The 12,188-nt window shown below is 72.1% G+C and carries 13 protein-coding genes; 6 read left to right on the top strand and 7 right to left on the bottom strand.

Annotated elements, in window-relative coordinates; genetic code table 11:
* Positions 1 to 45: 45 nt before the first annotated feature.
* From SAM23877_RS23735 to SAM23877_RS23715, 5 genes are all read right to left on the bottom strand, one after another.
* Positions 46 to 1,383, bottom strand: a complete 1,338-nt coding sequence (locus SAM23877_RS23735; protein ID WP_053136863.1) for an HD-GYP domain-containing protein — start codon at positions 1,381 to 1,383, stop codon at positions 46 to 48.
* Positions 1,384 to 1,529: 146 nt separating this feature from the next.
* The gene (gene rsrA, locus SAM23877_RS23730) at positions 1,530 to 1,841 is read right to left on the bottom strand and encodes a mycothiol system anti-sigma-R factor (protein ID WP_053136860.1); all 312 of its coding nucleotides are present in this window, start codon (positions 1,839 to 1,841) and stop codon (positions 1,530 to 1,532) included.
* Positions 1,838 to 2,521, bottom strand: coding sequence for an RNA polymerase sigma factor SigR (gene sigR, locus SAM23877_RS23725; RefSeq protein ID WP_003973756.1), 684 nt, complete (start codon positions 2,519 to 2,521; stop codon positions 1,838 to 1,840). Before sigR ends, rsrA begins: the two co-directional genes overlap by 4 nt.
* Positions 2,522 to 2,841: 320 nt before the next feature.
* Entirely contained in the window at positions 2,842 to 3,495 is a 654-nt protein-coding gene (locus SAM23877_RS23720) for an alpha/beta hydrolase family protein (RefSeq protein WP_053136857.1), read from the bottom strand.
* Between the two features lies 1 nt (position 3,496).
* On the bottom strand, positions 3,497 to 4,312 hold the full coding sequence (locus SAM23877_RS23715) for an SOS response-associated peptidase (protein ID WP_053136853.1): 816 nt from the start codon (positions 4,310 to 4,312) through the stop codon (positions 3,497 to 3,499).
* A gap of 102 nt (positions 4,313 to 4,414) precedes the next feature.
* On the opposite strand from SAM23877_RS23715, the gene SAM23877_RS23710 reads away from it, so the two are divergent.
* The 4 genes from SAM23877_RS23710 (at position 4,415) to SAM23877_RS23695 (ending at position 8,107) form a co-directional block, all read left to right on the top strand.
* Positions 4,415 to 5,137: a M50 family metallopeptidase gene (locus SAM23877_RS23710; RefSeq protein WP_053136851.1), complete on the top strand. Its 723-nt coding sequence runs from the start codon at positions 4,415 to 4,417 to the stop codon at positions 5,135 to 5,137.
* Between the two features lie 154 nt (positions 5,138 to 5,291).
* A complete protein-coding gene (aroA, locus tag SAM23877_RS23705) occupies positions 5,292 to 6,608 on the top strand; it encodes a 3-phosphoshikimate 1-carboxyvinyltransferase (protein ID WP_053136848.1) in 1,317 nt (438 codons plus the stop codon).
* A 13-nt stretch (positions 6,609 to 6,621) separates the two neighbouring features.
* Positions 6,622 to 7,635, top strand: a complete 1,014-nt coding sequence (rsgA, locus tag SAM23877_RS23700; protein WP_053136845.1) for a ribosome small subunit-dependent GTPase A — start codon at positions 6,622 to 6,624, stop codon at positions 7,633 to 7,635.
* A gap of 148 nt (positions 7,636 to 7,783) precedes the next feature.
* Positions 7,784 to 8,107, top strand: a complete 324-nt coding sequence (locus SAM23877_RS23695) for a DMT family transporter (protein ID WP_053136842.1) — start codon at positions 7,784 to 7,786, stop codon at positions 8,105 to 8,107.
* Positions 8,108 to 8,117: 10 nt separating this feature from the next.
* On the opposite strand, the gene SAM23877_RS23690 is transcribed toward SAM23877_RS23695, so the two are convergent.
* A complete protein-coding gene (locus SAM23877_RS23690; RefSeq protein ID WP_053136839.1) occupies positions 8,118 to 8,735 on the bottom strand; it encodes a TetR/AcrR family transcriptional regulator in 618 nt (205 codons plus the stop codon).
* Between the two features lie 523 nt (positions 8,736 to 9,258).
* Here SAM23877_RS23690 and hisN point away from each other — a divergent pair.
* The gene (hisN, locus tag SAM23877_RS23685) at positions 9,259 to 10,059 is read left to right on the top strand and encodes a histidinol-phosphatase (protein WP_053136836.1); all 801 of its coding nucleotides are present in this window, start codon (positions 9,259 to 9,261) and stop codon (positions 10,057 to 10,059) included.
* 153 nt (positions 10,060 to 10,212) lie between these two features.
* Positions 10,213 to 10,620: a CBS domain-containing protein gene (locus SAM23877_RS23680; RefSeq protein ID WP_053136833.1), complete on the top strand. Its 408-nt coding sequence runs from the start codon at positions 10,213 to 10,215 to the stop codon at positions 10,618 to 10,620.
* An 87-nt stretch (positions 10,621 to 10,707) separates the two neighbouring features.
* Here SAM23877_RS23680 and SAM23877_RS23675 read toward each other — a convergent pair whose 3' ends face one another.
* Positions 10,708 to 12,159, bottom strand: a complete 1,452-nt coding sequence (locus tag SAM23877_RS23675) for a catalase (protein WP_053136830.1) — start codon at positions 12,157 to 12,159, stop codon at positions 10,708 to 10,710.
* Positions 12,160 to 12,188 lie beyond the last annotated feature (29 nt).

Raw genomic sequence — 12,188 nt, 5'->3', positions numbered from 1 at the left:
GTCACGCCCTGCCCCCGCCGCCGGTGCCCCGTCCCGACTCCCCCGTCACCGCGCCCCCCGTCCGACGCCGTCGCGCACCCCTTCGCCCCGGCTGCCCGGGATCACGTCCGCGGGGCCGGCCGGCGTGCCGTCCGCCGTCACGGCCGGGCGCCAGCCGTGGCGGCCCAGCGCCCGGACCAGCGCCCCGACCATCCGCGGGTCGAACTGGGCCCCGGCACACCGCTGGAGCTCCGCCACGGCCGCCGCGACGGGCCGGGCCCTGCGGTAGGAGCGCGTGGACGTCATCGCGTCGAAGGCGTCGGCGACGGCCACCACCCGGGCCGATTCCGGGATGCGGTCGCCGGTGAGGCCGTAGGGGTAGCCGCTGCCGTCCAGTCGTTCGTGGTGGTGGAGGACGGCGGCCCGGGCCTCCCCCAGGAAGCGGATGCCGCGCACCATCTCGTGCCCGTACTCGGGGTGCAGCTCGATCACCCGGCGCTCCTCGGGCGTCAGCGGCCCGTCCTTGCGCAGCAACCGGGTGGGCACGCCGAGCTTGCCCACGTCGTGCAGGATCCCGGCGAAGCGGAGCGTCTCGACGCGCTCGTCGTCCATGCCCAGCTCCCGGGCGATCATCATGGATGCCTGTCCGACGCGCTCGCTGTGCCCGCGCGTGTAGCCGTCCTTGATGTCGACGGCCTGCACCAGGGCGCGGATGGTCGCCTGGTGGGCGGCCCGCTCCCGGTGGTACTGGGCGAACGCCCACCACGCCACGCACATGGGCAGCAGCACGAGCAGCGCGGCGACGGCCCCGTACGGGCTGCGCCACAGGACGGCCATCATCAGCCCGGCGAGACCGTGCACGGCGATCGGCGCCGGTGACCGGGAGAACAGCCCGCGCCAGGCCCGGCGTGCGGGCACCCGGTCCGCCAGCACCGAGATACCGCCGTCCAGCAGGGTCAGCACCAGGCAGAACGCCAGCGCCGCGGCCCCCGCCGGCACCAGCGCGTACGGGAAGTCGGCCGCGACGACCGCGTCCGGCCCGCCGAGCTCCCCGTGCACCCGTGCGGCCGCCCACACGGCGAGCGTCAGCTGCGCGGCCCGCCAGACGCGCCGCAGCGCGACGGGGCGCTGCGCCACGGGCGACAGCAGGGCCCCGGGCAGCGCCACGAGCGCGGCGGCGGCCGGTGGCAGCAGGAAGGCCCCGGCGAGCAGGACGGGGTAGCAGGTGCCGAAGAAACAGGACCGGGCCGAACGGGCGGCCAGTTCCGCGCCCGCGCACAGCCCGGCGAGCAGCGACACGGCCCACCAGGGCGCGTCCGCCTCCGGCAGCGGGCGCAGACAGACCAGAGCGGCGAGGACCACGCCGGCGACGTACACCCGCGCCCGTGCCGGTACGGCGTCCATGAGCCCCTCCCCCGGCCATGCCTGTCAGGCTCCGGAGCCTAGGACGGCGACAGGGGGAACGCGGGCAGATAACCCGCGGATTAGCACGTACGAGTGACGTGGCCCGTGACGGGCCACGTCACGGGCGGGGACCGGTCCGGACCGCCTCAGGACTCCTGCGGAGCCGGCGGCGCGGCGGTGACGTCGTGTTCGGGCACGGACTGCCCGGAGCGGATCAGGTCGATCCGGCCCATGACCTTGGACCGCAGGTCACCCGGTACGTCGTCCTGCCCGCAGCACCGCTTGACCAGCTTCTTCACGGCCTGCTCCAGCCCGTACTTCTCCAGGCACGGCGAGCACTCCTCGAAGTGGTGCTCGAACTTCACGCAGTCCGAGTCCGGCATCTCTTTGTCGAGGAACTCGTAGAGATGATCGAGGATTTCGCTGCAATCCGTCTCGTGCGGCTCTCCGCAGCTCATGACCCCGAGCCTTTCGCTTCGTTCGACTCTCCGGCACCGGCCGGGACCAGGCCGCGGTCGCGGGCGTAGTCCTCCAGCATGCCGCGCAGCTGACGCCGTCCACGGTGCAGCCGGGACATCACCGTACCGATGGGTGTCCCCATGATGTCGGCGATCTCCTTGTAGGCAAAGCCCTCGACGTCCGCCAGGTACACGGCGATACGGAACTCCTCGGGGATCGCCTGCAGCGCCTGCTTCACGTCCGAGTCGGGCAGGTGGTCCAGCGCCTGCGACTCCGCGGAGCGCAGCCCCGTCGACATGTGCGACTCGGCGCGCGCGAGCTGCCAGTCCTCGATCTCCTCGGCCGCGCTGCGCTGGGGTTCGCGCTGCTTCTTGCGGTACGAGTTGATGAAGGTGTTGGTGAGGATGCGGTACAGCCACGCCTTGAGGTTGGTGCCCTCGCGGAACTGGTGGAAGGACGCGTACGCCTTGGCGTAGGTCTCCTGCACCAGGTCCTCGGCGTCGGCCGGGTTACGCGTCATGCGCAGCGCGGCCGAGTACATCTGGTCGAGGAACTCCAGCGCGTCCCGCTCGAAGCGCGCGCTGCGCTCCGCGGTCGACTCCGCGCCCGTGCCCCGGCCCTCGGGCTGCTCCGCCTGGCCGTGTTCGGTCCCTGCGTCGGTCCCAGTGACCGGACCCACCTCCTCCAGTGACGTCACGGAGCCGAATGCGGCCCCGCTCGAATCGGAGGATAGACGACCTGCGGTCGGGAACGCTTGTCCAACGGTCGAGGGCGCTTGTCCCGCGGCAGGTGACGCCTGCCGGTCGGGTCCGCCCGTCGCCCGGACGGGAGCGGTCTTCGCCGCGTGCAGCACTGTCCAGTCCAGGTCGGCGCGGCTGCTGCGACTCGGGCAGAAGGCTGATGCCATGCGGCGGACTTCCTCTCGTACGGCGTCGTTGCTGGTGCCCAGCACGGTATGTCCGCCACAACAGTGGTCGTCCGCCGGTCATTCCCGGGCCGTCACCCGAGTGAGCCGACCCACTCCACTACCCCGTCGGTGATCACTTCCAGGGCCCGTTCCTGGGTGGTCTCCGCTCGCTTGGGCACGGCGAAGCCGTGGTCTCCGTGCGCCACCTCGATCAGGCCGTAGGTGCCCTCCGGGGCCCCGGGGAACTCCTCCGGCCGGCCGAACGGGTCGTTGCCGCCCTGGACGACGAGGGTCGGCACCCCGGCCCCGAGCAGTTCCTCCGCGCGGGACTTCTCCGGCTTGCCCGGCGGGTGCAGCGGGAAGCTCAGGGCGAGGACGGCACGGGCGCCCAGTTCGGCGGCGGTGCGGCAGGCGACGCGGGCGCCGGCGCTGCGGCCGCCCGAGATCACCGGCAGCCCGGGCGCGGCCAGCGCGGGCCAGATGCCCCGCCAGCCGGCGTCCAGGGTCTTCGGTGCGGGCGCGAGCTTCCGGCCGGCCACCCGCCAGGGCTGCTCGACGAGGGCGACGGTCACGCCGTGCGTGGGCAGTACGGCCGCCAGTGCCCTCAGGTCGCGCGCCTCGATGCCGCCGCCGGCGCCGTGACTCAGGCCCAGCACGAGGCGGGGCCTCTTCGCCGGGTGCCACGTGACGCGGGCGGGGCCGGTGTCGGTCTCGACGGTCTCGGTCTGTGTGTTCTCGCTGCTCACGTCAGAAGAGTGTGCCCTCCTCCGGTCCCTCCAGCTCCTTCAGCAGCTCCGGGCCGTTGTTGCGCACGTTGCTCACGGCCGTGCCGACGGGGAACGCCCGCATCAGCCCGGCGGGCGGCGGCGCCAGCAGCGAGGTCAGTTCGTCGGGGTCCGTGCGCGCCGGGTCGAGCCAGTCGTCCCACCGGTCCGGGGTCAGCATCAACGGCATCCGCGGGTGGATGTCGGCCAGGGCGTGCGGTCCGTCGGCCGGGGCGACCGCGAGCGGCGTGGTCTCGGCCTCCGTGGTGATCACCGAGCACGTCACCCACCAGGCCTGCGGGTGGTCGTCCGGCAGCGTCTTGTCCCGCCAGAACTCGTAGAGCCCGGCCATGGCGAACACGGACCCGTCGGCCGGGGTCACGAAGTACGGCTGCTTGCGGGGCCGCTTCTTGCGCCCCTCGACCTCCAGGTCGCGCTCCTGCTTGCCGGTGACCCATTCGAAGTAGCCGTCGGCGGGCAGGATGCAGCGCCGGGTGGCGAAGGCACGACGGTAGGACGGCTTCTCGTGGACGGTCTCCGCGCGCGCGTTGATCATCCGGGCGCCGCCCTCGGGCGTCTTGGCCCAGGAGGGGACGAGGCCCCACTTCAGCTTCCGCAGCTGGCGAACCGGCTTCGGGTCCTCGACGTCTTTCAGGGGGCGGTCGAGGACTGCGTAGACCTCCTTGGTCGGGGCCACGTTGTAGTCGGGCTCCAAGGTCTCCTCGGGCTCCCACTTCTCGATCTCGAAGATTCCCGCGAGATCCTCGGGTCGACGACTCGCCGCATACCGTCCGCACATACGTGCCACACTGCCAGGCCCGCCCGTCTTCCGGCCACCACCCGTCGACGAGGCGCTGCGCGCCACCCGCTCGACCGATCGCACGAGGAGCCCCCACCGGACATGGACCACCTCGCATCGGCCTCGCTCGCCTCCCTCTGGGACGAGGTCTCCGGCACCCAGCCCGATCCCGACCTGTGGGTGGTGATCGCGACCCTGGTCGCCGCGCTCGCGGTCGTCGTGCCGCACGGGTTGTGGCGGATAGCCCGCAACGCCGTCACCATCGCCCACGAGGGCGGCCACGGGCTCGTTGCCCTGCTGACCGGGCGCACGCTCACCGGCATCACCCTGCACTCGGACACCAGCGGCCTGACCGTCAGCCGGGGCAAGCCGCACGGGCTCGGGATGATCCTCACCGCGGTCGCCGGCTACACCGCTCCCCCGCTGCTCGGACTCGGCGGTGCCGCTCTGCTGGCCTCGGGACGGATCACCCTTCTGCTCTGGGTGGCGACGGCGCTGCTCGTCGCCCTGCTGGTGATGGTCCGCAACGCCTACGGGGTGCTGACGGTGGTGCTCACCGGCGCCACCTTCCTCCTGGTGTCCTGGCTGGCCGGTCCGCAGGTGCAGGCGGCGTTCGCGTACGCGGCGGTGTGGTTCCTGCTCCTCGGCGGGGTGCGGCCGGCCTTCGAGCTCCAGGCGAAGCGTGCGCGCGGCGGCGCCGGCGATTCGGACGCGGACCAGCTGGCCCGGCTGACGCACGCGCCGGCGGGGGTGTGGTTCTTCCTGTTCCACGCGGTGTCGCTGTGCTCACTGGTGGGCGGAGGGCGCTGGCTGCTGGAGCTGTGAACGGGGTGCGTTGTTTCTCCGGCGTCCCTGCGTTCCCCGCCTGCTCCGCATGCCCACGCATATATGCACGGCAAGTGCCCTCACGCACTTTCGGTCAGGTTTCGCCGCTTTTGATCAAGATCTCCGGTCGTCCTCAGCCATTAAAGTGGGGCGCATGACCGTGAACCCCGCGCACACCGCCCTCTGGCCCGCCCCGCACGCGAGCGGGGCCGTCGACGCGACCGTCCACGTGCCCGGGTCCAAGTCGGTCACCAACCGCGCCCTGGTGCTGGCCGCCCTGGCCTCCGAGCCCGGCTGGCTGCGCCGTCCGCTGCGCTCCCGGGACACGCTGCTGATGGCCGGTGCCCTGCGCGCGATGGGCGTCGAGATCGAGGAGGGCGTCGGCCCGGACGGCACCGGCGAGTTCTGGCGGGTCATCCCGGCGGGCCTGCGCGGGCCGGCCACGGTCGACGTCGGCAACGCCGGCACGGTCATGCGCTTCCTGCCGCCGGTCGCCACGCTGGCCGACGGTGCCATCCGCTTCGACGGCGACCCGCGTTCGTACGAGCGCCCCCTGCACGGCGTGATCGACGCGCTGCGCGCCCTCGGCGCCCGTATCGACGACGACGCGCGGGGTGCGCTTCCGTTGACCGTGCACGGGGGCGGGGCGCTGGAGGGCGGCCCGGTCGAGATCGACGCGTCGTCGTCCTCGCAGTTCGTGAGCGCCCTGCTGCTGTCCGGACCGCGCTTCAACCAGGGCGTCGAGGTCCGCCACACCGGCTCCGCGCTGCCGTCCATGCCGCACATCCGCATGACCGTCGACATGCTGCGCGCGGTCGGCGCCCAGGTCGACACCCCGGAGTCCGGCGGCGAGCCCGACGTCTGGCGGGTCACGCCGGGCGCGCTGCTCGGCCGCGACCTGACGATCGAGCCGGACCTCTCCAACGCCCAGCCCTTCCTGGCGGCGGCGCTGGTGACCGGCGGCAAGGTCGTGATCCCGGACTGGCCGTCCCGCACCACCCAGCCGGGTGACCGGCTCCGCGAGATCTTCACCGAGATGGGCGGTGACTGCGAACTGACGGACTACGGGCTCGTCTTCACCGGATCGGGTGCTGTGCACGGCATCGACGTCGACCTCGGCGAGGTCGGCGAACTCACCCCGGGCATCGCGGCCGTCGCCGCCCTCGCGGACTCCCCCTCGACGCTGCGCGGGGTGGCGCACCTGCGTCTGCACGAGACGGACCGCCTGGCCGCGCTCACCAAGGAGATCAACGAACTGGGCGGTGACGTCACCGAGACCGCCGACGGCCTGCACATCCGCCCGCGCCGGCTGCACGGCGGCGTCTTCCACACCTACGAGGACCACCGCATGGCCACGGCCGGCGCGATCATCGGCCTCGGCGTGGAGGGTGTGGAGATCGAGAACGTGGCGACGACGGCCAAGACCTTGCCCGAGTTCCCCGACCTGTGGACCGGGATGCTCGGGGCGTAGGGGACGGATCGCCATGCGCCGCTACGGCAAGCACACCGACGAGGACGACATCCGTTCCCGCCCCAACCGCAAGGGCAACCGGCCGCGCACCCACACCCGGCCCAAACACGAGGACGCGGCCGAGGGCCTGGTCCTCACCGTGGACCGCGGACGCCTGACCTGCCTCGTCGAGGACCGGGTCGTCATGGCGATGAAGGCCCGCGAACTGGGTCGCAAGGCCGCGATCGTCGGCGACCGGGTGGCGCTGGTCGGCGACATGTCCGGCAAGAAAGACACGCTCGCGCGCATCGTCCGCATCGAGGAGCGCACCTCCGTCCTGCGCCGCACGGCGGACGACGACGACCCCTACGAGCGTGTCGTCGTCGCCAACGCCGACCAGCTCGCCATCGTCACCGCTCTCGCGGATCCCGAGCCGCGCCCCCGCCTGATCGACCGCTGCCTGGTCGCGGCGTTCGACGGGGGCCTCACGCCGCTGCTGGTGATGACCAAGTCGGACCTCGCCCCGCCGGACGAACTCCTGGAGCTGTACGGCGCGTTGGACATCCCCTACGTCGTCACCAGCCGCGAGGGGCTGGAGAACGGCGCCGCGGCCGATCTCGTCCGGGAACATCTGGACGGCAAGATCACGGCCTTCGTCGGCCACTCCGGCGTCGGCAAGACGACCCTCGTCAACACCCTGGTGCCGGAGGAACGCCGTCGGGTGACGGGCCACGTCAACGCGGTGACGGGACGCGGCCGGCACACGACGACCTCGGCCCTCGCCCTGCCGCTGTCCTCCGCGAACGGCGGCTGGGTGGTCGACACCCCGGGCGTACGGTCGTTCGGGCTGGCGCACATCGACCCGTCCCGGGTGATCAACGCCTTCCCCGACCTCGTGCCCGGCACGGAGGGCTGCCCGCGTGCGTGCGGCCACGACGAACCCGACTGCGCCCTGGACGCGTGGGTCGCCGACGGGCACGCCGACCCGGCACGGCTGTACTCGCTGCGCCGGCTGCTGTCGACGCGGGAACGGAAGGAAGGCGACTGACCTCCGCGTTGTTTGCCGTGCCGTGGGACCGGTAAGTGCATAATCGCACCAAGCCGGATCCAAGCCTGAGCAAAGCCGGACGTAGCGACCAAGTGAAGACGAGCAGGCGACGCAGCGGTCACGGTACGGGACTACGGGAGGACACGACATGGCGTGGCTGCTGGTCATAGTGGCCGGGGTGCTCGAAACCGGCTTCGCCGTCTGCCTGAAGCTGTCGCACGGCTTCACCCGGCTCTGGCCCACCATCGCCTTCTGCGTGTTCGCACTGGGCAGCTTCGGTCTGCTGACCATGTCCCTGAAGAAGCTCGACGTCGGCCCCGCGTACGCGGTGTGGACCGGCATCGGCGCGGCCGGCACCGCCATCTACGGCATGATCTTTCTCGGCGACCTGGTCTCGACCCTGAAGATCGTCTCGATCAGCTTCGTCATCATCGGCGTGATCGGACTGCAGTTGTCGGGCTCGGCGCACTGAGCCTTCCCTGCTACACCGTCAACTCGCGCGGCAGCACGGTGCGTACGAGCTCCCCGGCCCCGCCCTCGCCGGGCGGCGCCGCGACGCAGGACAGCGCGAGCCGTACGGCCAGTTCGCAGGAGCGGGCCAGTGCGGTGGAGCTCGGCGGCGGAGGCGGGCCCGCGCCGTTCAGGGCGGCGACGGCACGGTCGCGGACGAGGGCGAGAAGGTCACCGGGCGAGGGCAGCGGGCCGTCGGCGCGGCGCTGAGCCGGTACGGCGGAGGTGGACGGCACCGCCGTCAGGGCCGGGGCGGGCAGCCGTTCGTTCCAGCAGCCGGTGAGCATGGCCCGCACCAGGACGTTCTCGCGGGCGGCGGACGTGGTCCACTCGGCGGTGGCGGCGAGCCGTTCGCGGGGGTCGCCCGGGCCGTCGGACAGCGCGCGGTCCACACCGGCCAGATATCCGTCCGCCTCCCTGCGGACGAGTGCTCTGGCGAGCCCGTCCTTGCTGCCGAACTCGTTGTACAGCGTCTGCCGGGACACTCCGGCGGCCGCCGCCACGTCCACCATCCGCACAGCGGCCCACGGCCGACGCGCCAGCGCCGTGTAGGCGGCGTCGAGCAGGGACTCCCGGGCTGCAGGCACCATCGCCTCCCTCGGGCCGAGCGACTTGGTGCCCAGATTTGACGGGTATGGGGGCACTGTCAAGGGTCCTCGCGCGGGAGAGGCGCCGGGCGGCGCGGGCACGAAGGGAGGCCCGGGGCAGGCGCGGGGAGCGGGCGAGCCGGGGAGACCACCGGGGAAGAAGTGGGGAGCAGGCGGGCCGGGGAGGCCGCCAGGGGAGGGCGCGGGGAGCAGGCGAGCTGGGGAGACCGCCGGGGGGAAGGCGCTCAGGGGAGGCCGCCAGGGGAAGGCGCCGAGAAAAGGGCCAAGGGGGAAGCACCAGGGGGAAGCACCAAGGGGAAGGCACTCCGCCACACCGGGCCGGACGCCCGACTCCGGGCAGCCCGACTCCGGGCCCGGAGCCCGACTCCGCCCGGCACCCGCGCCTCCGCGTCTCCGCGCCCCGCCGACACCGAAGCCACAGGCGCGCCCGACGCCACGGTCCGGCCCCCTCACCCCGCGAAACCCCTGGTGGCCCCGCCCCGCTTCCGGCAGATACCGTGGCCGCATGGCCGACTACCTCGACGACCTCCGCCTCGCCCACGTCCTCGCGGACGCCGCCGACGCCGCGACGATGGACCGCTTCAAGGCCCTCGACCTGAAGGTCGAGACGAAGCCGGACATGACCCCGGTGAGCGAAGCGGACAAGGCCGCCGAGGAGCTCATCCGCGGTCACCTCGCCCGCGCCCGCCCCCGCGACTCGGTCCACGGGGAGGAGTTCGGCGTGGCGGGCAGCGGCTCCCGCCGCTGGATCATCGACCCGATCGACGGCACGAAGAACTACGTGCGCGGCGTCCCCGTCTGGGCCACCCTCATCGCGCTCACGGAAGCCGCCGAAGGCGGTTACCAGCCCGTCGTCGGCCTCGTCTCCGCCCCGGCCCTGGGTCGTCGCTGGTGGGCGGTGAAGGACCACGGCGCCTTCACCGGACGCAGCCTGACCTCGGCCTCCCGGCTCCGGGTCTCCCAGGTCTCCGCCCTCTCCGACGCCTCCTTCGCGTACTCCTCGCTCAGCGGCTGGGAGGAGCAGGGCCGGCTGGACGGCTTCCTGGACCTGACCCGCGAGGTGTGGCGCACGCGCGCGTACGGCGACTTCTGGCCGTACATGATGGTCGCCGAGGGCTCGGTCGACCTCTGCGCCGAACCCGAGCTCTCCCTCTGGGACATGGCCGCGAACGCGATCATCGTCACGGAGGCCGGCGGCACCTTCACCGGCCTCGACGGCCGTCCCGGCCCGCACAGCGGCAACGCGGCGGCGTCGAACGGCCGACTCCACGACGAGTTGCTCGGTTACCTCAACCAGCGCTACTGAGCGCGCCGCGGGCGCGCCGTGAGCGCCCCGCTCCGCACTCTTCACGCCCTCTTGTTGACCTGTGCTTTACCTGCCACTCTGAGAGTCCCCCACTTGTGAAATTGTGAATCCATGAACCAACTCATGGATCACCGGCAGGAGGTGGCTCCACCCATGCTCGTCCGCCAAGCCATGAGCACGGTCGTCCTCACCATCGGCCCCGACCACACCCTCCGCCAGGCCGCCGCACTGATGTCCGCGCGCCGCGTCGGCGCGGCCGTGGTGCACGACCCCGACGCCGGCGGCATCGGCATCCTGACGGAACGCGACGTCCTCATCTCCGTGGGCCTGGGCCAGGACCCGGACACCGAACGGGCCCACGCCCACACGACCACCGACGTCGTGTTCGCCGCGCCGTCCTGGACCGTGGAGGAGGCCGCCCGGGCGATGGTGCACGGCGGCTTCCGCCACCTCATCGTCCTGGACCGCGGCGAGCCCGCGGGCATCGTCTCGGTCCGCGACATCATCCGCTGCTGGGCGCCGGCGCGACCGCGGCACGAGGAACCGGCGGTGCCGGCCTGACGGGACCGCGCGCCCACGACGAACGGGCCGGACCCCCGTTCCCGGGGATCCGGCCCGCCGCTACGACAAGCGGTCCAGTGCTGGACGTCAGCCGCGCAGGGCCTGGACCGCGGCCTCCAGCCGCTTGCCGAAGTCTCCGTCGGCCTGACGGAAGTTGTTGATCGCGCGCTCGACGATGTCCTCGCGCGAGACCTGGGAGATGCCGCCCGCCAGGTTGGCGACCAGGCGCTCCTTCTCCTCCTCCGACATCAGGCGGTAGAGGTTGCCCGCCTGGACGAAGTCGTTGTCCTCGGCGTGCACGGGAGCCTCGGTGTTGCCGGTGACACCGGTGAGCGCCACCGGCTGCCACAGCGCCCGGTCCGTCTGGAACGGGCCGCCGAAGCTGTTCGGCTCGTAGTTCTTCGCGGCGCCGTGCCGGCCGTCGTACAGGAAGCCGTCACGGGAGTGGGTGCGGGCCTCGGTGGCGTGCGGGCGGTTCACCGGCAGGTGGTCGGCGTTGATGCCGACGCGGTAGCGGTGGGCGTCACCGTAGGCGAAGAGTCGGCCCTGCAGCATCTTGTCCGGGGACGGGCCGATGCCGGGCACGAAGTGCGCCGGGGAGAAGATCGACTGCTCGACCTCGGCGAAGATGTTCTGCGGGTTGCGGTTCAGCTCCAGCTTGCCGAACCAGACGATCGGGTAGTCCGCGTGCGGCCACACCTTGGTCAGGTCGAACGGGTTGAAGCGGTAGGTCGCCGCCTCGGCCACCGGCATGATCTGCACGCCGACCGTCCAGGACGGGAAGTCGCCGCGCTCGATGGCCTCGCGCAGGTCGCGCTGGTGGGAGTCGGGGTCCTCACCGGCGAGCTTGGCGGCCTCCTCGGCGGTCAGGTTCTTGATGCCCTGGTCCGTCTTGAAGTGGTACTTCACCCAGAAGGCCTCGCCGGCCTCGTTGTTCCACTGGTAGGTGTGCGAACCGAAGCCGTCCATGTGCCGGTACGAGGCGGGGATGCCGCGGTCGCCGTGCAGCCAGGTCACCTGGTGCGTCGACTCCGGCGACAGGCTCCAGAAGTCCCAGACGTTGTCCGCCTCCTGGCTGCCCGTGTACGGGTCGCGCTTCTGGGTGTGGATGAAGTCGGGGAACTTGATGGCGTCCTTGATGAAGAACACCGGGGTGTTGTTGCCGACGAGGTCGTAGTTGCCCTCTTCGGTGTAGAACTTCAGCGCGAAGCCACGCGGGTCACGGACGGCGTCCGCCGCACCCAGGTTTCCGGCCACGGTCGAGAAGCGGAGGAAGGTCTCCGTCTCCTTGCCGACCTCGGAGAGGAACGCGGCACGCGTGTACCGGGTGACATCGGCGGTGACCGTGAAGGTGCCGTAGGCGCCGGCGCCGCGGGCGTGCACGACACGCTCCGGGATGCGCTCGCGGTTGAAGTGGGCCAGCTTCTCGAGAAGGAGCTGGTCCTGGACGAGCACGGGGCCGCCGGCACCCGCGGTCTCGCTGTTCTGGTTGTCGGCTACCGGAGCACCGGCCTCCGTAGTGAGCGGTCCCTGAGTCACGTACGCCTCCTGCGCCAATCCTGCAAAAC

The organism is Streptomyces ambofaciens ATCC 23877, assembly GCF_001267885.1.
In the GTDB taxonomy this organism is placed as follows: domain Bacteria; phylum Actinomycetota; class Actinomycetes; order Streptomycetales; family Streptomycetaceae; genus Streptomyces; species Streptomyces ambofaciens.
Note: the sequence above shows the minus strand (reverse complement) of the source record. Positions and strands in the feature narration are given on the sequence as shown.